We start from the raw sequence: 22,999 nt of genomic DNA, 5'->3' as shown, positions 1-22,999 counted from the left end.
TAGGTATTGTTTACGTTTTCACTGAAAGCAGGGTCTCCGGGTGTAGGAACGTTACCGTTACCAATCTCACTGAAAAGTCCCACATCGTGGAAGGTAGTACCCGCCTTAATTCCTAAGGCTAAACGGTGCTCCCCGCCAAGGTTAAGGGTGTAGGAAAAGTCGGCATATACGTTGGTTTCTTTTACAGGACCTATCTCATCGTTGATTACCGATAGTCCCAAACCTACGTTCTTGCCCACTGGGCTGCTGCCCGAAAAGGTCGCCGTGGTTGGCGCATCCTCTATGTCAACCCACTGTTTGCGGTATAATAGTCCAAAGGATAAGTTCTCCTTTGAACCCGCATAAGCAGGGTTGATCACGTTCATGTTATACATGTACTGCGTGTAGTGCGGATCCTGCTGGGCAGAAACATCTGCCAGACCGCACAGCGCTAAAAGCGCCGCAAGGTATATTTTCTTCATGTGTGTGTTTTCTTTATTGTTAGGCAAAAGCAAGAGCCGGGGAACCCTGAAAAAGGGTTCCGCAGCCTGATTGCCTTAAAATTTATTCTTAGTTCTCTTCTCTGTTAATGTAAATCCATCCGGTTTTATTATCGCCATTAACACGCTGAATAGCATAATAGTAAGTACCTGTTGGCAGCTCTTTACCATTATCACTTTGTCCGTACCATTCGTCGATATAGTTAGACCTGCTGTAAACTTCTTCACCATAACGGTTAAAGATGCTTAGTTTAGATACATTAAATCCTGTAAGATCGAAGTTGTCATTCTTATCATCACCGTTTGGAGAGATACCTTTTTGAATCATACAATTTGGATTCTCTACTTCGTATTCCATAACAAACGGACAAGCTTCATCATATTCACTTGGTGTTATAGTTACCTGATATGCACCCTGCATAGTTGCCACAGCGGTAGTTTCTGTTGTTACAGTAGCTCCGGTTGGGTCAAACCACTCATACATTACATTAGCATTACTATAAGCACCATCAAGGAAGTTAACCTGAAGTACAAATTCATTGTTAATACAGTCTCCTGTTACTTCAAATTGAGGAGCAGGGACTACAGTTACCATAAAGTTGCTTTCATCAGAACAATCTGTACCAGGAACCTGAGCGAAGATGTAAACAGTTTGATCTGTTGTTATTTCATCTCCAACAGCAAGCATATCACCTGTTCCACCGGCAGCAGTATAGTAGTTATTATTTTCGCTTAGTGCAGGAAGCACATAAGCACCACATGAAGTTAAATCTTCTATCACATCTGCCACAGGCATTTCAACTAAAGTAACCTCTATTGCAGCAGTACTTAAACATCCGTTATTATTAACCGTCACTTCATAAATACCACCTTCTGTAACAGTGATACTTGCTGTAGTATCTGCTAACCCTTCGTCATTATGAGTCCAGCTTATTGTTACATCAGCTAAATCAAAGTCAACCGGAGTTACAGTAATAGTTCCTGATGTTCCTTCACACATAGAGAAATCATCAGTCACTGTAAATTGTGGCGGATTATCTTCCACAACAACGTTAAACGGTTTTACAGAAACACATCCGGTAACAAGCCCTTCAACTCTTGCGAATACTGGCTGACCAAACTGAACTGTATTTGTAAACATCACATCAAGAGCATTGGTCTCTGCCATAGCATCCTCTTCAGTAGGATAATATGTAACCTCATAATCTGCCGCATTGAAACCAGCAAGAATTACCGCTTCATTTTGAGATAAATCAAAAGTATCGAATCCTGAGCTATCACAAGCAAATAAATCTACGGCTTCATTAACCGATGGGAAATACTCTATAACTACAGAATCATTACCTATACATGTTGAAGATAGGTATGTAGCACTAATGGTATATGTACCAGGCTCTGTAATAACAACAGTAGCACCTGTTTCTTCCAGTTGGGTTTCAACACCATTGACATCTGTATGAGTCCAGATTATTTCATAGTCATCCGGGTTTAGAGCTGACTCCAGTACATATTCTCCTCCTTCACATAATGCATTACCATTTTCTACAAGTAAGTCATCACCAAGGTTAATCTGACCGATATCAAACGGACCGATAAATACTGCCGAATCCATTGAGTTATCATTTCTGTCTGCAATTACAAGTTTAATATGGTAAGTATTACCCATAACAACATCTGCCTGTGCAGCCATTAATACAGTATTACCATTATAATTAATTGGAGCAGACATATCACCTAATTCATAGTAACTATCAAAATAATCAATATTTGCATCACCACAACCAGAGTTGTACATACTATTTCTGATTGTTACAACCGAAACAGGAATATCTGTACCCGGAATTACCGCAAGGTTCTCTGTTGGTGTGTTATTGGTAATATCCGTAAGGAAGAAAGCGAACGCATCTGAGAAAGAACATTGGTATGTACCATACTCTTCAGAAGCAAATACGAATGGGAAACTAATATGATTAGTTAACGGAACAAAATCGAATTCCAGAACCGTAGCATCGTTATAACTCCATAAATCAGGATCGATACCAGAATTTACGATATAATTATATAAATCATCATCACCTGGCCAGAAACCTTCACTTAAGGTATTTGTATTAGGACCAGGAGAACTCATAGCATTACCAGTTGCAAGGATAACACCTTTTTGCATTGGAAAGGCAGACATACCTTTATCAAACATCGCAATACCATTTTCACCACCCCAATCGTTTGAAGTACCTGTAGACCATGAAATATTACTTACCTGAGCACATTCTGAAGTTATAAGAACCTCTGTTACTATTTCCTCTACAGAGTAAGTTGTATTATCTGCAATTATTGATGCAGGTGTTAACACACAAAGTTCAAATGAAGTTGGCGCAGATGGATTGTCAAGATAATCTGCAAAAACCTGTATATAATAAGTCTCACCCGGAGTAAGTCCTGATACTGTAGTAGCTGTATCATAACCACAGTATATATCTGTTAATGCATCACAGTCGGCACCTTCATAAATATTCATATAGAAATAACCGCCTTCCATATTATTAAGAGAAACAGAATGTGTAACTTCTGTAGCAGTAAATGAATACCAAACATCATAAGCAGGTGCCTGCCAGTTACAGCTAGCCATAGTTCCAGAAGAGTTTGCACCTGTTACAGTACCCGTAACACTTTCAATACAATCTACACCCAAGTTAACCGGTGCTTCTGTAGCATTAGCACAATCGTTATTTTCAATAGCAGTTGTAAAAGCAAGCGGACCAGACCAAGTACTATAACCGTCTTCGTCTCCACAGTTTGCTCTTACATAGAATACATAAGGAGTACCTGAATCTAAAGTCTCAGCTAAATATGGATTATCTGTAGTAACCACTCCCGGCTCTGTAGGTTCAGGAGAACCGTAAGGAAGCACCCATATCTCCCATGTATCTGCCGTACCCATTTCATCCCAACCCAGTAAAGCCGAGTTAAGCTGTAAATCAGTAGCTGTTAGGTTTTGTGGTTTAGGACATGGTGGCGGATCACAAGATACAGGACCTTCAATAACAATAGTACCCTGAGTCTCTGTACCAGGAGTCATAGTATAAACATCTTCTGCAAACGGACTGTAAATTACAAGACCTTTCTCATAATCATCCCATCCGCCTACATTCCAAAATACTTCAATCTCAACATCCGGACATAACGGAATTTCAACTGTACCTGAGTAACCCCATGTAAATGTATCACCAATAGTTGCCACAGGAACACCGCCCTGAGAAACTGTCATGGTATTATCTTCCCATCCCCAGCCGTTAACGCTAGTCATTTCAAACACAAAAGTACATTTGTCTTCTGGGTTACAAACCTCAGTATTAAAGGCAAACGGACCTGCCCAAGCACTATTTTCAGTGTCAGAACAAACATATCTCACATAATATTCGTAGTTTGTTGCAGCCTCTAAGCCATCTGCAGTTACAGGGTTTTCTGTAGTAGAAGTACCCTCTGTAGCATCTGTAGGAGCATCACCTCCTGCTTCAACAATATAATAATCCCACTCACCTGTTTCTGTTCCTAGCCAGCTTAAATCTGCAGTAGTCATAGTTTCGTTAGAAACCGCTAAGCTTGTTGGAGGAAGACACATTGGAGTATCACAGTTTACTGTTTCAGAATATAGTAAAGTACCTGATGTACCTTCTCCTATTGCTTTCTCATATATAATTTGATCAAACGAGTTTCTAATAGCTATACCAATATCGCTAGACCATCCACCAGCATTCCAAAATAAATCTACAGGCATACCATTACACACCTGTACATCTACCTCTACAGGACCTGTACCATCTTCCCAGGTAAAATCAGGACCAAGAACAGCTAGTGTAACTCCGTTTTGAGAAACATTCATTGTATTATCATCAAAACCTCCCCATTGAGAAGTTAATATAAAGGTAAGTGTACACTGATCTTCAACTTCACATACCATTGTATTGAACAAGTACGGACCAGCCCAAGCACTAAATGTACCATCACCACAATCTGCTCTTACATAGTACTCATAAGGAGTAGCTGCCGTTAAGCCCGAAACCGGGAAGTTTGTATTAGAATCGGCAGTAGTACCTGCACCTGCCGGAACACCTGACCCCGGAGCTTGTACAACATATTCCCATGATGTAGCTGTACCCATTTCATCCCATGAAAGATCTACAGAAGTAAGACCAATATTAGTTGTAGGCAACCCTACAGGCTCACTACAGTGTACTTCCTGAATCACAAGATTATAAGGAGTAGTTTGTGGAAAAGGCCCCCAACTTGATACTACAAAGTAATAAGTAGTACCTGCTGTAACAGCAAATTCCGGAATTGAAACAGGAGTTCCATCCCATGAGAAAATACCACCATCAAGACAGTCTGTACCTATACCGGCACAAGAGTCATAAATAAAAATAGCTGCATCAGAAACAGCATCTGTCATATCAACACTAATGGTGCCATCTGCAGGAGCAGTATACGAATATACTACATCGTCACCATTTAGATATTCCTGCCAATCTCCATCAACACATGACATACCAGGAATCCCACTATAGTCATTACCATAGTTAGATGTGTTATCAGTAGTAGAGAACGGTAATGAAGCAATTTCAAGTGGTGCAGCACAAGTATCCCCTAAGCCTACCGTACTAAAAAAGTATGGCCCAGCCCAGTCACTCTCGTTAACACCTTCTTCACAAACAGATTTTACATAAAACTTATAGTTTGTATCTTCTGTTAAAGTATTAGGATCATATTCTGCAGCACCTGTAACACTAACACCGGTGCCTGTAGCAGCAGCATCAACAGGAAGCACTTCTACTTCCCAAGCTGTAGAAGCTCCTGCATCCCATGTTAAATGAGCAGTCGTAAGTCCCATATCTGCTGCCATAAGGTTTTCCGGAGCCAAACATTCTTCAACGACAGAAACGTTATCCACTAACCAACGGTCCTGAAAACTACCTTCCATCACAAAAGCAATATAAACATTTGTCCCTGCTGCAAAACCTGAAAGTGAAACAACCACTTCATTATACTCTAATTGAACAGGATTTATCTCTGCTTCTGTCCACTCGATTACTTCAGTATAAGCACCTAAATCTGAAGGATCAGCATCCGTAGACACCATTATACGGTATAAACCACCGTTATCCCCAGCAAGGGTTAACCTAGAATAAAAGCGTAACTGGGCATTTGCAGGAAGAGATACTGACGGTGTAACTAACCAGTCCTGAGGAGTATCATTTCCGGGCAATGCAGTTTCCCTATCTACAAAAGCAGCATAAGTACCCTCATAAGGAGGATAAAAAGTATTAAGAGGATCTGTGTGTTTCCAGGATTGCACTAACCCTGAACCGTTGTCATAAATACCCCAGCCCGTAGGTGGCCAGGTCCCCTCAAACCCTTCTTGGGCAAGTTGCGAGTAACCGCTCGTCGCCGCTAAGAGCATGAAAAGCAATAGCGTAATTTTTTTCATATTAAATATTTTAGCAGTTTGTTTAACAACTCCGAAAATACTAAAATTTTAAATGATAAAAATTTAACGCTATGTTTATTTTGTGATTTTTGTTAAAAAAAACAAAATAATGCCTCGATGTTATAAATCTATTTGTTTTATCTTTTTCCAAACAAACAATACATTTTCTATAAAAAAAGAGGAATATTTTTGATTTTTAACACAAAAAAACAAGTTTTAACATTTATAACTCAACACGGTACTAAAGATAAAATCTTACAAAAAAAATGCTAAAAAATATAAATTCAATAACAATACACACAAAACAACTTAATACTAAACTAATATAAAATTTATATTAAGTTACATTTTTAAGCACCTCTAAAACAAACAAGCGTCACCGATTTAATAATCAATGACGCTTGTTTTGCGACCGCGGAGGGGTTCGAACCCCCAACCCTCAGAGCCGAAATCTGATATTCTATCCAGTTGAACTACGCGGCCTACCAAAAAATTATATACAATATATAAATTGATTTGTTTTAAGAAAGAAGTCTTTTAACAACAGATGAAATAGTTTTACCATCTGCCGAACCGGCAAGTTCTTTAGTAGTAGTACCCATTGTTTTACCCATATCTCCCATACCAGAGAAGCCATTAGCCTCTATAATAGCTTTAACTTTAGCCTCAACTTCCTCTTCCGTTAACTGTGCCGGAAGGAACTGCTCTATAATAGCAGCCTGATCAAGTTCCGGCTTTGCAAGATCTTCTCTACCCTGCTCTACATATATAGCTGCACTGTCTTTTCTTTGCTTAACCAGCTTTTGTAAAAGCTTAATTTCCTCTTCCTGAGCTACATCTTCTTTAGCACCGCTCTCTGTTTGAGCAAGTAATAAAGCCGATTTAACAGCTCTAAGCGCCTCTAGCGCTACTGTATCTTTCGCCTTCATGGCTGTTTTCATGGCGTCCATGATTTCCGTTTGTAAACTCATAAGTACAGGTTTTTAAAATGTGATGCGAATATAAAAAAATTAACCCGAAAGTTATTAAAGCTTTCGGGTTAAAGAGTCACATTTGGGTTAGTTTAATCTACATTGTCGTGAAGGAAAGAATTGTTGGAACGCAGCTGTAAATCATCATTACTGTCTGTTCCTAACGAAAACCTTGACTTGCTGTTGTCTGCCTTAGAGGCATCCAGGTCAATTCCCATCCTTTTATAAGCAGGTTCTTTTTCAATTTCATCAATCTTGGCAGAACTATTGTGGAATTTATAATTAAACTCCTTCATTTTCTTTCTGCGTTCCTCTGCTCTTAACCTTAAGGTTTCCTCAATAGTCATCTCTACCGGAGAAAGCTCATTGAAGCTCTGCTGTGGCTTAGCCGGTTCTTCAGTCTTTTTAAGCGTTATATTAAGCGACTCTTCTACAGGCTCTTCTTTTACTTTATCCTGAGGTTTAGATTCCAGCAGTTCGTTTTCTTTTTCAAGATACTCCTCTAAAGAATACCTTACAACACCGCTTTCGTTAACCTCGGTCATAGGAACTACCTGTACCGGATCTTTCACCTGTATTTCCTTTACTTCCTCATCAAGAGAGAAAAGTGTTTTTTGCTCTTTTGGCTCTTCCCTTCTTACATTTTCTGTATTATTAAGGTCGAAAGAGAAGCTTATCTGTTCTTCTTTAGGAGCAACTACAAACTCAGGATCTACAACCTCAATATCTCTTATATCCCTTACTTTGGTTTTAGCCTCAACAATTTCAGGCTCAAAAGCCTTTGGCTGCTCTTTTTGCGGCGAAACTATTTCAAAGAATACATCAAGGTTATTGATGTAATCAGTAGTAGGAACCAGTTCGTTCTCTACCTCTATATTAGTATCAGCTACTGGTTGTGACACCTGAAACTCTTCCTCTTCATCATCCTCCAGTGTAAAAACTATCTTTTTTTCTTCCTGAGGTTCTTCAGCTTTAACCTCTTCTACAACTTCAGCCTTAGGCTCATCTGTAGTAGTTTCCGGCTTTGTAGCAAAGTCAAAAGACGACATTACCGATCTTTGATTTAGTTCGCTTTCAAGTTTCTGCTCTTCCTCAAGGGCATGGATAATCTTTTTAGGCTCGGTATTTACTATCTCGTTTTGTTGTTCCACATTAAAGCCTGTAGCAATAATAGTTACAGAGATAGCCTCCCCTAAAGACTCGTCTTCACCAACACCCATAATGATGTTAGCATTATACCCTGCCTCTGTCTGGATATGATCGTTAATCTCACCTATCTCATCAATAGTGATTTCATTAGTACCCGAAACAATTAGCAACAGTACATTTTTAGCACCTGTAATTTTATTATCATTAAGTAGCGGAGAATCTAATGCATCTACAATAGCATCTTTAGCACGGCTTTCGCCTGATGATACTGCTGACCCCATTATTGCTGTACCACTGTTTGCCAATACTGTTTTGGCATCCTTAAGGTCAATATTTTGAGTATAGTGGTGTGTAATAACCTCTGCAATACCTCTTGAGGCCGTAGCTAACACCTCGTCAGCTTTAGAGAACCCGGCCTTGAAACCTAGGTTACCATATACTTCTCTTAATTTATTATTATTGATAACGATTAAAGAATCTACCTGCTTTCGAAGCCTTTCAACTCCAAGCATGGCTTGTTCTGAGCGCACTTTACCCTCAAACTGGAATGGTATGGTAACAATACCCACAGTAAGCACATCTCGCTCTTTGGCAAGTTTTGCAATTACCGGAGCTGCACCTGTACCGGTACCACCACCCATACCTGCTGTAATAAACACCATTTTGGTATTAGTATCCAGCATTTTTTCTATCTCCTCTATACTCTCTAAAGCAGACTGTTGTCCTACTTCCGGGTTAGCCCCTGCCCCAAGACCCTCAGTAAGGCTCACACCTAGCTGTATCTTGTTTGGAACTGTACTGTTTTGCAGTGCCTGTGAATCAGTATTACACACTACAAAATCTACTCCCTTGATTCCCTGCTTAAACATGTAATTGATAGCGTTGCTTCCGCCGCCGCCTACACCAATTACTTTGATTACGTTTGACTGGTTCTTTGGTAAATCAAACGAAATGCTTCCAAATTCTTCATTGCTCATCATAATCAACCGGGTTTTACTCTGCGTTATCTAAAAATTCTTTAATCCTATCTATATACTTATCAAAAAACGACTTCTTAACTTTTCTCTCTGTTGAGTCGTCACTACTCTTCTCTTTGTTTTCATTTTCAACCGAGACCTCTTCCATTTCCTGAACCGGTGCTGTAGCGGTTGCCTGTGTGGCTACCTCAGGTTGTTTTACCGGTTCCGGCTCCCTAACCTCACCTATTGGTGTTGCACTGCGTGTATTGTTTCTCAAACTATTCATTACAAGACCTACTGCCGTAGCATAAAGCGGACTTGATATTTCCTCGTCTGAATTTCCTGCAAGGTGCTCGTTAGGATATCCTATCCTGGTATCCATACCTGTTATGTACTCCACTAATTGCTTAATATGCTTAAGCTGAGAACCACCACCTGTTAGCACTATACCTGCTATAAGTTTTTTACGCGGATCTTCATGCCCGTAAGCCTTAATCTCTGCAAATACCTGCTCTACAATCTCCACTACTCTGGCATGGATAACTTTAGAAAGGTTTTTAAGTGAAATCTCTTTTGGCTCTCTGCCTCTTAAACCAGGGATGGAAACAATCTCGTTATCTTTGTTTTCACCCGGCCATGCCGAACCAAACTTTACTTTAAGTAATTCTGCCTGCTTCTCTATAATAGAGCAGCCCTCTTTTATATCCTCTGTTATTACGTTTCCGCCAAAAGGCACTACTGCCGTGTGGCGAATTATTCCGTCTTTAAATATGGCAAGATCTGTTGTGCCACCTCCTATATCAATAAGTGCTACACCTGCTTCTTTCTCTTCCTGGCTTAACACCGCATCGGCCGAAGCTAACGGCTCTAATGTTAAACCTGAAAGATCTAATCCCGAACTCTTAATACACCTACCCACATTCCTTATGGATGATGCCTGACCTACCACAACATGAAAGCTTGACTCTAACCTGCCTCCATACATACCAATAGGTTCTTTTATCTCAGTTTGTCCGTCTATTTTAAATTCCTGCGGCAATACATGGATAATTTCCTCTCCCGGCAACATAGCCAGTTTGTGCACCTGATTTATTAAAAGATCGATATCTGCATCACCAATTACCTCTTCAGGATTATGCCTGCTGATGTAATCACTGTGCTGAATACTCCTTATATGCTGGCCGGCAATACCCACCACAACATCATTTATTTTATATCCGCTATCTGCCTCAGCTTCCTGTACGGCCTGCTGTATAGACTGGATAGTTTGTGTAATATTATTAACAACTCCTCTGGCAACACCAAGGCTTTTGGATTTACCAACACCCAAAATTTCAAGCTTTCCGTACTCATTTCTTTTACCTATCATGGCAACAATCTTTGTTGTCCCGATATCCAGACCTACTGCAATGTTATCTTTTTCCATATCCTAATTTTTGGTGCACACAACCTGTTGTGTAAATTTCAGATTTATCGTTTTGTAATTCTCTATCAATGTATCCTTCACTGCATTTTGAAAAAATGCCTTATAATTATTAAACTTCTTCTCTACATTTACCATCCTGCCAAAAAGTATCACATAACTATAATTGCGATTCATCATTTTTAGCGATCCGTTTGGTGTTACTTCTATCCCAATAATGTTCTTTCTTAAAAAGGCATCATCATAGATATATTTAACTAACGAATAAAGCTTACTTTTATCAACGACGTTAAGGGCTCCGTTTAACAACAAAACCCTGGCGGTTGAATTCTCAGATAACGGCATTTTAGCCCCTTTGTAATCAATGTAGTACGACTCTCCTCCTTCATAAACCCTTGCCACAGGAACTCTTTGCCTTACAACAGCCTTCAGCCTGCCGTCTACCGTAGCGAATACCTCTGCATCGTCAATCATAGGATTGGACTCGAGTCTTTTCTCCACGCTATTCAAATCTAATTTTTCTTTCGTTATGCTCGTAACAGTGTTAAAATTTTGTATCAACAACTTATTAACTTTCTCTGGGGTAATAAACTCCTCAGTATCCGCAAATTCTACATCAGCAGCCACAAAATGCCTGCTTCCGTTTCTTTTTGAAGAGAAGGAATAAAGGAAAATAACCACTCCCGCGATTACAAAAAGCCTTATATTATCCCAGTTAATTTTTTTCATCAAGCACCTTTTTTATTTCCGGAACCATCTCACCAATATCACCTGCCCCAATAGTAATAACCACATCGGCATCGGTAATTCTCAAAAACGGAATCACGTCCTTTTTTGAAATCAGTTTTTTGTTTGGATTCTCTATTTTACCCAATAGCCATTTTGAAGTAACTCCTTCAATAGGCTGCTCCCTTGCCGGATAAATATCCAGCAATACTATATTTTTAAAAGCCGAAAGACTCTTAGCAAAACCATCTATAAAATCTCGTGTACGACTAAACAAGTGCGGCTGAAATATTGCCAGTACCTTTTTATTAGGATACAATTCAGTCACTGCCTGATGCACAGCATCAATCTCGGTTGGGTGGTGTGCATAGTCGTCTATATACACCATATCGGGTTTTTTAACCTGATATGAAAAGCGTCTTTTTACTCCTTTAAAGCTTTCAAGCGCCGCTTTTATATCGTTATCTGCTACTCCATAGGTTTTAGCCATAGCCAGTGCCATAAGCGCATTGGTCAGGTTATGTCTTCCCGGCAAAGCAAATCGTATATCTGTAATTTTTCCTGATGGCGTTTCGGCATCAAAAACATACCAGCCGTTTTCCACCCTTATATTTACTGCATTGTAATCACTACCATTCTCCACACCCACAGTTACTCCTTTAAGCGGAAGGTCTTTAGTAACAAACAATTTGGTTTTATCTTCAACCTTATTAGCAAACTCGGTAAACGAAGCCTCTATAGCCGTACTGTCTCCATAAATATCTAGATGATCTGCATCCATAGAGGTTATACAGGCCATATTAGGATACAAATGAAGGAACGAACGGTCAAACTCATCAGCTTCGGCTACCGTTACAGTTTTACCTTCACCAATTACATTAGAGTCATACCCTTCTACAATGCCTCCTAAAAACGCTGTTACATCTACCTTACTTTCATACAGTACATGCCCTAGTATGCTCGATGTAGTAGTTTTACCGTGTGTACCCGCTACTGCAAAGCAGTAAGTACCTTTAGTAATTATACCCAACACCTCGGCTCTTTTCTTAACCACAAAACCGTTTTTAATAAAATAGTTCCACTGAAAGTGCTCTTTAGGCACAGCCGGAGTAACCACAACCAACGTATTGCTCTTGTTAAGAAACGGAAGATCTATAAGTGCGATTTTATCATTAAAATGAACACGTATTCCGTTTTTCTTAAGTTCATCGGTAAGTTGTGTAGAAGTACGGTCGTACCCTGCCACATTTTTACCTATAGATTTAAAATAGCGGGCAAGGGCACTCATGCCTATCCCTCCAATACCTATAAAATAAACGTTATGTATCTGGTTTAAATCCATATATGCTTAAGCGCTACTTAATCAGTTTTATAATTTCTTCTACTATATCTTTTGTGGCATTTACCTTAGCCAGTTTTTTTATATTCTCACTCAGCTCCTGCTGTTGTTCATTATTAGCAAGCAGTGCCGAGAATGTACTTTCAAATTCAGCATCAAGCTGTGATTCCTTTAAAAGCAGTGCTCCGCCTTTACTCACAACTGCCTGTGCATTTTTGGTTTGGTGATCCTCTGCCACGTTTGGCGAAGGAATAAACACCACAGGTTTACCTACTATACACAGCTCTGACACAGATGACGCTCCAGAACGTGATATAATCATATCGGCTGCGGCATACACCAAATCCATCCTGTCTACAAATGACATTACCTGAACCTGCTTACCATCGTGATAATGCCTGTATTCCTCAAAATACAACCTACCACACTGCCACAACACCTGTACTCCCTGTCCCAACAGCCAACCCAGCTCTTTTGCAATTAGCTGGTTTATGCGCCTTGACCCTAAGCTTCCGCCTAAAATCAGGAGTGTTTTTTTATTTGGGTCGAGCTCAAAATGTTGTAATGCCTCTTCCCTTTTATCCTCCACACTAATCAAATCCTGCCTTACAGGGTTACCTGTAAATACAATTTTTGACGCCGGAAAAAACCTGTCAAGCTTATCATAAGCAACACATATTGCGTTAGCCTTTTTAGACAGCCATTTATTGGTAATACCCGGATAGGAATTTTGCTCCTGTATCACTGTAGGCACCCCCATAGATTCTGCCGCCCTTAATAACGGACCGCTGGCAAAACCTCCGGTTCCTATAGCCACATCAGGTTTAAATTCGCTTATAATTTTTCTTGACCTGAACAGGCTGTTTAAAAGCTTTACAGGAAAAAGGGCATTATCAAACGTAAGCCTTCTTTGTATTCCTGCTATCCACAAGCCTTTTATTTTATATCCTGCCTGTGGTACTTTTTGCATCTCCATTTTGTCCTGCGCACCAACAAAAAGTATTTCACAATCAGGAAAACGTGCTTTTAGCTCATTTGCAATGGCAATGGCAGGATAGATATGCCCTCCTGTACCTCCTCCGCTCAATATGAATCGTTTTGCTGCCATTGTTATTTTATATTATTCTTTTTTTTCTTCGTTTTATACATCAGGGTTTACCCATTACTGCATGCATCGGATTTTTAGTTCCGTCTTCTATCGAATATGCTGCTGATGCTTCTGTATTTTCCGTTCCTTCTTCTGCTTCCTCCTCCATGTGCTTGTCTATCATTCGTTGCAACGCTGCTTCGCGTTCTTCTTTCTCCAGTCGCTCCTGCTCTATCTCCTCATCCTTCTTGGTCACACTAAGTATAACCCCTACCGCAACACATGTCATCCAGATAGAACTACCACCACTACTGATAAGCGGAAGTGTTTGCCCTGTTACAGGCAGTAGCTCTACCGCTACCCCCATGTTGATAAGTGCCTGAAATATTATGGGGAATCCAAGCCCCACAATGAGCAGCTTACCAAACAGCGTTTTTGCCTTATGTGCCGAGACCAGAAACCTGAAGAACAACATTAGGTACAGAAACAGCACCCCTATTCCGCCCAGCAACCCGTACTCTTCCACAATGATGGCGAAAATAAAATCGGAAGACGACTGTGGCAAAAAGTTCTTCTGTACACTTTTCCCCGGCCCCAGTCCGTAAACCTTACCGGTTGCTATAGCGATTTTTGCTTTCTCAATCTGGTAATCGTCTTCACTTGGCTCATCCGACGTAAATCGTTCTATCCTCGATATCCATGTGTCTACCCTGTTAGGCATAGCCTTTGGGAACGCCTTAGCAAACGTTACAAAGAACAGAAGCATAAACACTCCCATACCTATTACCGTACCCAGATATTTTAACGGGTACTTACCTACAAATACCAGCATGCAAATCATACTGAATATTAATGCGGTGGTAGAAAAGTTTGCCGGAAGGATTAGTGCCAGCACTATAAATACCGGAATCCACAACTCAATGAACGACGATTTGAAGGTTATTTCTTTTCCTTCAATCTTAGCAAGGTACCTCGCCACATACACCATTAGCACTATTGAGGCTAAGGCCGATGTTTGAAAGGTTACCCCAACAAAAGGTACTTTTATCCAGCGGCTAGCATTAGCCCCGTCTATAACCGTACCCTGAAAAAAGGTATATACCAGTAACAGCGCCACTATAGGCAACAGTATTTTGGACAACCCCTTATAGTAATGATAAGGCACTTTGTGTACAAAATAAATAAGGGTAAAACCTATAAAAATATGTACTAAGTGCTTAACCAGATAACCTATGGTAGACCCCTTACCGATTACATATACAAGGTTTGCACTTGCACTGAAAACCGGCATGAACGATATAAGAGCCAGTAGTACTACAAACGACCAGATCCCTTTATCTCCCTTTAGGCTATTGATTAATTGTTTCATCTTTACTCATTTTTGTCATACTGACGAAGGAAGAACCTCTACAGATTCTCCGGCTTCATTACATTCCGCTCAGAATGACACCTGTTACTTACTATAAATTTTGCACGGCTGCTTTAAACTGCTTTCCGCGCTCTTCATAATTTTCAAAAAGATCAAAGCTTGCACATGCCGGAGACAATAAAACCGTATCTCCTTTTTCAGCGAGGCTTTGTGCTATTCTTACCGCCTCAGTCATATTTGTGGTTTCAACCATCACGTCTACCACATTACTAAAGGCGTTCATTATTTTATGATTATCTACACCTAGGCATACAATAGCCTTAACTTTCTCTCTTACAAGCGACATTAACTCATCATAGTCGTTACCCTTATCTACACCACCTACAATCCATACCGTAGGAGTGGTCATACTATCAAGCGCAAAAAACGTAGCATTTGTATTAGTTGCCTTAGAGTCGTTTATATACTGAACGTTTTGTATTTTCAATACTTTCTCCAAACGGTGTTCAACCCCCTGAAAATTAGAAAGACTCTCCCTTATGGTATCTTTCCTTATGCGCATAAGTTGCGCTACTGCCGTTGCTGCCATAGCATTTTTTACGTTGTGCTTTCCTTCTAGTGATAATTCGTTAATCGGCATAGTAAATTCTTCTTTATTGATGGTTGAAATAATCGTATTGTCTTTTACATAAATCCCTTCTTTTACTTTTCCCGACAACGAAAAAGGGATGGTTTTCGCTTTGGTTTTATTCTTTTTGAGCCATTTGTTAATCTCCTCGTCATCGGCATCATAAATCAGGTAATCATCTTTTGTCTGATTCATGGTAATCCTGAACTTCGCTTCTATATACAGCTCGTAATTGTATTCGTACCTGTCCAAATGATCCGGACTTAAATTTGTTATCACTGCAATGTTAGGACTATAAGTCTCTATACCATCCAGCTGAAAACTACTTAACTCCAGCACATAGCCTTCATGCTTATTCTCGGCAACCTGCCAGGCAAAACTTTTACCTATGTTACCTGCAAGCCCCATGTTTAAGCCTCCCTGTTTTATAAGGTAATGCGTTAGCATGGTAGTGGTAGTTTTCCCATTACTCCCTGTTATACCTATAGTTTTGTAATCCATAAACTTATAGGCAAACTCAATTTCAGATATCACAGGAACACCTTTCTTTTTAAGTAGCTTTACAATGGGCGACTTATCAGGGATACCGGGACTTTTCATTACCACATCGGCATTAAGGATTAGCTCCTCTGTATGCTTCTCCTCTTCCCATTCCAGTTTATTAAGTGCAAGAACTTCTTTATAGTTGTTTTTTATTTTCCCGAAATCAGACACAAACACGTCATATCCTTTTTTCTTTCCGAGAATCGCGGTTCCTACCCCGCTTTCTCCGCCGCCTAAAACTACTAACCTCATACTACCTTAGTTTTAATGAAACCAGTGAGAAAATAGCTAACAGTATTCCCACAATCCAGAAACGGGCAACAATCTTACTTTCATGGTATCCCTTTTTCTGGTAATGATGGTGCAGTGGCGACATCAGGAATATCCGTCGGCCTTCACCATATTTCTTCTTCGTATACTTAAAGTATCCCACCTGCAATACTACCGAAAGGTTCTCTGCAAGGAAGATTCCGCATAAAATCGGTATCAGTAATTCCTTTCTAACCGCAATAGCCATAACCGCTATTATACCTCCTATGGTAAGACTACCGGTATCTCCCATAAATACCGATGCCGGATAAGTATTGTACCAAAGGAAACCTATAAGCGAACCCACAAAGGCCGAGATAAATACCGTCATCTCCCCCGAGTTGGGTATATACATTATATTGAGATAATTTGAGAAAATGATATTACCCGAAACGAATGCAAATATCCCGAGGGTGAGCACCGCTATGGCCGATGTTCCTGCCGCGAGCCCATCTATACCATCTGTAAGGTTAGCTCCATTAGACACTGCTGTCACAATAAATATTACCATTGGTATAAATATCAACCATGCATAATTTTTATAGTTATCACCTGTCCAGGCTAACAGCTCAGCATAATCAAATTCATTATTTTTAAAGAACGGGATAGTGGTTGCTGTAGACTTCTCTTCCTGCGGCTTTACGTTTGACTCTACCTGCTCAGTACTGTAAATATTACCTTTAGAAGTATCTGTTCTTACCGTAACTCCGGGGTGGAAATACAGTATGTATCCCACTATAAGACCAAGACCAACCTGACCTACTACCTTAAATCTTCCTTTAAGGCCCTCTTTATCTTTTTTGAATATTTTGATATAGTCGTCAATAAACCCTATGGTTCCCATCCAGAGTGTAGTGACTATAAGCAGCATTACATAAATATTATCCAGCTTTGCCAAAAGGATTACCGGAATAAGGGTTGCCATAATAATTATTAATCCACCCATGGTAGGTGTACCCGCTTTTTGCGCCTGTCCTTCAAGTCCAAGTTCCCTTACGGTTTCACCTATTTGCTGTCTTCTTAAAAAGTTGATAATCTTTTTACCGAAAACAGTTGATATAAGCAATGAAAGGATTACCGCCATACCAGAACGGAAGGTAATGTACTGAAACACCCCTGCCCCCGGAACGTCAAAATGTTTGTCTAAATAATCAAATAAATAATACAGCATAAAGAGCGCTTATTTGTTTAGTTCTTTTAAAATTTCCTTTACTATTTGCATATCATCAAAATCATGGCGAACACCTTTTATCTCCTGATAGGTTTCATGTCCTTTGCCCGCTATGAGTATAATGTCGTTCGGTTTAGCCAGTTGGCATGCTATTTTTATAGCCTGCTTTCTTTCTACCACCGAAAGTGTCTTTTTGTAATTTTGAGGCTCTACGCCTTTTTCCATATCCTCTATAATATCTACAGGATCTTCGCTTCGCGGATTGTCCGATGTGAAAATAGCAACATCACTTTTTGATGAAGCTATGTGCGCCATTACCGGACGTTTAGTTCTGTCCCTGTCCCCGCCACAGCCTACAATAGTTATAAGCTGTTCGTTTCTTGTTCGTATATCCTCTATCGTCTTTAAAACATTGTCAAGCGCATCGGGCGTGTGAGCATAATCAACAATTGCCGTGATTTGTGAAGGTCCCGAAACAATAAACTGAAAACGCCCTGAAACGCTTTCAAGCTCACTCATTAGGCGAAGTACCTCCATATCCTCCAGTCCTAAATTGATAGCAGCCGCATATATAGCCAGTAAGTTGTACGCATTAAAAGCTCCTATAAGCTTAACCCAAACTTCCTGATCGTTTATTTTAAGTAACAATCCAGAAAACTGACTTTCCAGTATCTGAGCTCTGTAATCGGCATAGGTTTTTAGTGCATAGGTTAGCTTTTTGGCTACCGTATTCTGCAACATTACCAGTCCGTTCTTATCGTCAATATTGGTAAGCGCAAACGCCGATTTTGGCAACTTGTCAAAAAACGACTTTTTCACATCCCTGTACTCACTAAATGACTTGTGATAATCCAGATGATCGTGACTCAAGTTGGTAAAAATACCTCCGGCAAAATACAGTCCCTCAGTCCTTTTTTGGTGAATACCGTGCGAACTCACTTCCATAAAGCAGTACTCCACTCCTTCTTGCTGCATTTCGCTCAAATAGCGGTTAATAGTCAGCGAATCGGGCGTTGTATGTGTTGCTTTATATTCCTCATCGCCTACCAGTATTTTTACTGTAGAAAGCAATCCTACTTTATAGCCTGCCTTTTTAAACAACTGGTACAGCAATGTTGCTATAGTGGTTTTACCGTTGGTACCGGTTATACCAACCAGTTTAAGATTGTTAGACGGGTTACCATAATAGTTAGCCGCCATAAAAGCCAGTGCTTTATGGCTATTTTTTACCAGTACATAGGTAACATTTTCGCTAAGCACATCAGGGAATTCCTCACATACTATAGCTTTTGCCCCCAAGCTTATGGCTTTGTCTATATAATCATGCCCATTAGAAACCGTACCGTTTATGGCAACAAAAACATCTCCCTTACCTATTTGGCGGGAGTCAAACTCAACTTTATTCACAGTAATATCGGTTGAACCTTTTACTGCTTCAAGAGAGGCTTTGTATAATATGTCTTTTAATACCTTCACGATGATAATTCTAATGTTATAATTTGATCCCTTTCATAAGGCTGCCCGGCAGCCACTGATTGTTTTTTTACCTTACCCATACCTTTCACCTCTACTTTGAGCCCCATATTTCCTAAAAGGGCTACGGCATCCATTCCGCTCATACCAACAAGGTTAGGTATGGTATTGTATTTTTTTTGAGCCTTAGTATAGTATGACTCATATTTTTTATCCTGTTGCTCTACTTCCCTGTCAAGATTATCTACCTGGTTAGTAGAAGGCACATCTGTAAATATCTTTTGGGCTATCCTTTTAAATACAGGCCCCGATACATCGGCTCCATAATACCCTTTGTAAATACTAGGCTTGTGGATAACCACTATACAGGAATACTTAGGATTATCTGCCGGGAAATAACCTGCAAAAGACGACGAGTAATACATACCGTTATCTTTACCTTTTCCGCGACCGTAATTTACCTGAGCCGTTCCTGTTTTACCTGCCATCGAGAAATCTTCTGAATACAGCTTAGACCCCGTACCTTTTTTCACTACGTTTTCCAGCACAGCCTTTACTTTGTCAATAGTTTCCTGAGAACATATTTTTGGGTTTAAAACCTCTTTATCAAATTTCTTTATGGTTTTATTCCACTCTTTTATCTCCTGAACAAAAAGTGGTTTAACCATCTCCCCATCGTTTGCCACAGCATTATACAGTGCCAGTGTTTGCAACGGAGTCATACTCACCCCATAACCAAAAGCCATCCATGGTAGTGATATACCAGACCACGACTTATCTCCCGGTTGCGGGATTCTTGGCCTGCCTTCACCCTTAATGGAAACTCCAAGCCTATTATTTAAACCAAAAGCATTAATGTGATCTACAAACTGCTTAGGGTTATCTTTATAATTATCATATACCGCCTGTACAAGTACAGTATTTGAAGACAGTTCAAAACCTCTTGCCAGCGATATTTTACCGTAACCGCCCTTACGCGAGTCACGTACTTTTCTTTTATAATAGGTCACTATACCATCGTGGGTATCATACACTTCACTGGTGTCTACTTTTTTATCTTCCAGCAAAGTAATAAGCGACGCCAACTTAAATGTAGATCCAGGCTCCTGCGACTCCCCTACAGCATAATTAATAGTCTCGTAGTACGAACCATCATTAGCTCTACCCAAATTGGAAATAGCCCTTACATAACCGGTTTTGGTTTCCATAACCACCACACAACCATGATCGGCCTCATAATATTCCAACTGCTTTAATAAAGCGTGGTGGGCAATATCCTGTATATACACATCTATAGTCGAAACAATATCACACCCATCTATAGGCTCTATTTGGTTATTATCCCCTATTGGCTTCCATTGGTTTTTGGCAATCTTCTGCATCATCTGCTTTCCGTCCTTACCGTCAAGGTATTCGGCAAAAGCACCTTCAATCCCCACTTCACGCTCATTACCGCTACTGTCAAGCCTGTCGTAACCTATGGTTCTTTTTGCAATTTTCCCTATAGGATGTTCTCTAACGGTACGTTGCTCTGTAATCATACCTCCTTTATAAGCCCCAAGGTTAAACAGCGGAAAGCTTTTCACTCTCATATATTGAGTATAGCTTAACCCCCTGGCAATAAACAGGTACCTGTTATGGTTATTACGTGCCCTTTTTAGCGTATTATAATAATAGCTTGACGGCTTGCCGAACATTACCGAAAGTGAATCAGACAATGGCTTTAAATACTCTTTAAAGTTTTCACTTTTTGAAGCCATCGCATCAAACCTTATATCATAATTAGGTATTGATGTTGCCAGCAAACTTCCGTCAGACGAGTATACATTCCCCCTGTTAGCCGGTATGGTTATTTCCCTAACCGTACGTTTTTGCGCCAGGTCTCGGTAATATTCACCTTCAACCCATTGAATGTTGGTGAGCTTTACAGCTACAAGAATAGCCATCACAAAAATTGCGAAGGCTACCAGGTATATTCTGTAAGAGATATGTTTATCTTCAGCTCCCATATCTTCAATTTATATTTTAATCTTCCGTTTTATAAACCTTTATCTTCTTTGGCGGAACCGATGCCGGATAAATTCCTTTTGGCTCCATTTTTTTTGATATTGTGGACTCCATTTTGAGTTTCATTAACTGAGACCTCATATCCACAAATTCAGATCGCAGCTTTTTAACCTCATCATTCAGTTCGGTTTTACGATATACCTTTTGCTCATAGTTATGCGAATTTGCAATAAGCACCATAGCCACTAAAATAAGGAACACAATAAAGCGCCAGTTTTTAACCGACCCTTCATCTACCAGATATTTAGCTTTCAGTAAACCGTAAACACCACCTTTCATGACCCTATAGTTTTTCTGCAATTCTTAACTTAGCACTTCTCGCCCTGTTATTCACTTCTATCTCCTCCTCTGTAGGTACTATCAGTTTTCCAACCGCTTTTAAAGGCACTTCAAAATTCCCGAACATATCACGCTCAGGCTCACCTTCAAACATTCCGTTTCTTATAAAGCGTTTTACCAACCTGTCTTCAAGCGAGTGGTATGAAATAACACTCAGCCTTCCGCCCGGCTTTAACATCTCCAGAGTTTGCTCTAAAAACTCTTTAAGCACATCAATCTCCTGATTCACCTCTATACGGATAGCCTGATAGATTTGCGCCAGTATCTTATTACTTTTATGAGCCGGCAAAAAACGGCTAAGCACCTGCTTAAGCTGCTCAGTACTCTTTATACTATTATCGCGTCTTGCATTTACAATTGTATTTGCCAGCGCACCTGCATTTTTAAGCTCACCATACTCAAAAAACATTTTTTTAAGCTGCTGCTCCTCATACTCGTTCACTACATTGTAAGCACTAACAGCACTTTTTTGATTCATACGCATATCCAGCTCGGCATCAAAACGGGTAGAAAAACCACGTTCTGCAACATCAAACTGATGTGAGGAAACACCAAAGTCTCCAAGCACCCCGTCTACCTCCTTAATACCATAAAACCTCAAGTACCTTTTTAAGAACCTGAAGTTTTCCGGAATCAAAGTAAATCTGTCGTCCTGTATTACGTTTGCCTGCGCATCCTCATCCTGATCAAAAGCAAACAGTTTCCCGTTAGGACCCAGCCTGCTCATTATCTCCCTGGAGTGCCCTCCACCACCAAAGGTGACATCCACATACACCCCATCCGGCTTTATATCGAGTCCGTCAACGGTTTCTTTCAGTAAAACCGGGTTATGATATTCCATCGTCGTCATCATTTAAATTCCCCATTACTTCTTCTGCAAGATCAGCAAAATCAACAACCGAGTCGTCTATTGATTTTTCATACTTATCTTTGTCCCAAATCTCAACAATGTTAACCGCCGAAGAAAGCACTATCTCTTTATCAATCCCTGCAAAAGCAACAAGATCTTTTGAAATCAATAGTCTACCGGCAGCATCTATTTCCACGATTTTCACACCTGCTGTAAACCTGCGGATGAAATCGTTATTCTTCTTCACAAAACGATTCAGCTTATTTATTTTCTGCATCATTTTATTCCACTCTGTCATCGGATACAATTCAAGACATGGCTGAAAAACCGAGCGCTTTAAAACGAAACCATCTTCCAGACCGGCATGCAGTTGTTTCTTCAAAGGGGCAGGAATCATCAGCCTTCCCTTCGAATCTACCTTACATTCATATGTCCCTACAATGGTATTCAAGCAGTTACGTTTTGGGTTGTTTATTAGCAAATATATGGAAATATTTACCACTTATTACCACTTTCTACCACTTTGTTAATAAGTTTTACCCGCTCATACCCACCTGACAGAATTTTCTGCTACCTCTCTCATTACTAACCTTTAAATAAATTTTAGCTTTTAAAAAAATATAATGGGGATTTTT

General features: G+C 40.0%; 16 protein-coding genes and 1 tRNA gene. All 17 read right to left on the bottom strand.

The annotated features are described in order from the left end of the window. Positions 1 to 461: PorP/SprF family type IX secretion system membrane protein (locus V3Z67_RS13340; protein ID WP_330443774.1), on the bottom strand; the 461-nt coding region annotated here is incomplete at its 3' end. An 88-nt stretch (positions 462 to 549) separates the two neighbouring features. Then, positions 550 to 5,961: a choice-of-anchor L domain-containing protein gene (locus V3Z67_RS13335; protein WP_330443773.1), complete on the bottom strand. Its 5,412-nt coding sequence runs from the start codon at positions 5,959 to 5,961 to the stop codon at positions 550 to 552. A gap of 409 nt (positions 5,962 to 6,370) precedes the next feature. Continuing rightward, positions 6,371 to 6,444 (bottom strand) — tRNA-Arg (locus V3Z67_RS13330). A gap of 38 nt (positions 6,445 to 6,482) precedes the next feature. After that, positions 6,483 to 6,932: a GatB/YqeY domain-containing protein gene (locus V3Z67_RS13325; protein ID WP_330443772.1), complete on the bottom strand. Its 450-nt coding sequence runs from the start codon at positions 6,930 to 6,932 to the stop codon at positions 6,483 to 6,485. A gap of 92 nt (positions 6,933 to 7,024) precedes the next feature. After that, positions 7,025 to 9,061: a cell division protein FtsZ gene (gene ftsZ, locus V3Z67_RS13320; RefSeq protein WP_330443771.1), complete on the bottom strand. Its 2,037-nt coding sequence runs from the start codon at positions 9,059 to 9,061 to the stop codon at positions 7,025 to 7,027. Between the two features lie 13 nt (positions 9,062 to 9,074). Further along, positions 9,075 to 10,466 carry a cell division protein FtsA gene (gene ftsA / locus V3Z67_RS13315; RefSeq protein WP_330443770.1) on the bottom strand — a complete coding sequence of 464 codons (1,392 nt, stop codon included), beginning with the start codon at positions 10,464 to 10,466 and terminating at the stop codon, positions 9,075 to 9,077. 3 nt (positions 10,467 to 10,469) lie between these two features. Next, a complete protein-coding gene (locus tag V3Z67_RS13310) occupies positions 10,470 to 11,192 on the bottom strand; it encodes a cell division protein FtsQ/DivIB (protein WP_330443769.1) in 723 nt (240 codons plus the stop codon). Then, on the bottom strand, positions 11,179 to 12,531 hold the full coding sequence (gene murC, locus V3Z67_RS13305) for a UDP-N-acetylmuramate--L-alanine ligase (protein ID WP_330443768.1): 1,353 nt from the start codon (positions 12,529 to 12,531) through the stop codon (positions 11,179 to 11,181). The genes V3Z67_RS13310 and murC overlap by 14 nt, the downstream gene beginning before the upstream one ends. A gap of 13 nt (positions 12,532 to 12,544) precedes the next feature. Beyond that, entirely contained in the window at positions 12,545 to 13,636 is a 1,092-nt protein-coding gene (murG, locus tag V3Z67_RS13300; RefSeq protein ID WP_330443767.1) for an undecaprenyldiphospho-muramoylpentapeptide beta-N-acetylglucosaminyltransferase, read from the bottom strand. A gap of 40 nt (positions 13,637 to 13,676) precedes the next feature. Next, on the bottom strand, positions 13,677 to 14,984 hold the full coding sequence (locus V3Z67_RS13295; protein ID WP_330443766.1) for an FtsW/RodA/SpoVE family cell cycle protein: 1,308 nt from the start codon (positions 14,982 to 14,984) through the stop codon (positions 13,677 to 13,679). Positions 14,985 to 15,075: 91 nt separating this feature from the next. Then, entirely contained in the window at positions 15,076 to 16,407 is a 1,332-nt protein-coding gene (gene murD / locus V3Z67_RS13290) for a UDP-N-acetylmuramoyl-L-alanine--D-glutamate ligase (RefSeq protein WP_330443765.1), read from the bottom strand. A gap of 1 nt (position 16,408) precedes the next feature. Continuing rightward, the gene (mraY, locus tag V3Z67_RS13285) at positions 16,409 to 17,635 is read right to left on the bottom strand and encodes a phospho-N-acetylmuramoyl-pentapeptide-transferase (RefSeq protein ID WP_035134954.1); all 1,227 of its coding nucleotides are present in this window, start codon (positions 17,633 to 17,635) and stop codon (positions 16,409 to 16,411) included. Positions 17,636 to 17,644: 9 nt separating this feature from the next. Beyond that, positions 17,645 to 19,111: a UDP-N-acetylmuramoyl-L-alanyl-D-glutamate--2,6-diaminopimelate ligase gene (locus V3Z67_RS13280; RefSeq protein WP_330443764.1), complete on the bottom strand. Its 1,467-nt coding sequence runs from the start codon at positions 19,109 to 19,111 to the stop codon at positions 17,645 to 17,647. Continuing rightward, positions 19,108 to 21,117, bottom strand: a complete 2,010-nt coding sequence (locus V3Z67_RS13275) for a penicillin-binding protein (RefSeq protein WP_330443763.1) — start codon at positions 21,115 to 21,117, stop codon at positions 19,108 to 19,110. Before V3Z67_RS13275 ends, V3Z67_RS13280 begins: the two co-directional genes overlap by 4 nt. A 16-nt stretch (positions 21,118 to 21,133) precedes the next feature. Then, a complete protein-coding gene (locus tag V3Z67_RS13270) occupies positions 21,134 to 21,454 on the bottom strand; it encodes an FtsL-like putative cell division protein (RefSeq protein WP_157484448.1) in 321 nt (106 codons plus the stop codon). A 4-nt stretch (positions 21,455 to 21,458) separates the two neighbouring features. Beyond that, positions 21,459 to 22,367: a 16S rRNA (cytosine(1402)-N(4))-methyltransferase RsmH gene (rsmH, locus tag V3Z67_RS13265; protein WP_330443762.1), complete on the bottom strand. Its 909-nt coding sequence runs from the start codon at positions 22,365 to 22,367 to the stop codon at positions 21,459 to 21,461. Next, complete coding sequence (gene mraZ / locus V3Z67_RS13260) at positions 22,342 to 22,815, bottom strand: division/cell wall cluster transcriptional repressor MraZ (protein ID WP_035134965.1); 474 nt, start codon at positions 22,813 to 22,815, stop codon at positions 22,342 to 22,344. Before mraZ ends, rsmH begins: the two co-directional genes overlap by 26 nt. Positions 22,816 to 22,999: the final 184 nt, after the last annotated feature.

The organism is Flavobacterium sp. C4GT6, assembly GCF_036347315.1.
Lineage (GTDB): Bacteria > Bacteroidota > Bacteroidia > Flavobacteriales > Flavobacteriaceae > Flavobacterium.
The sequence above is the reverse complement of the archived record's forward strand: the minus strand, read 5'-3'. Positions and strand labels throughout refer to the sequence as shown.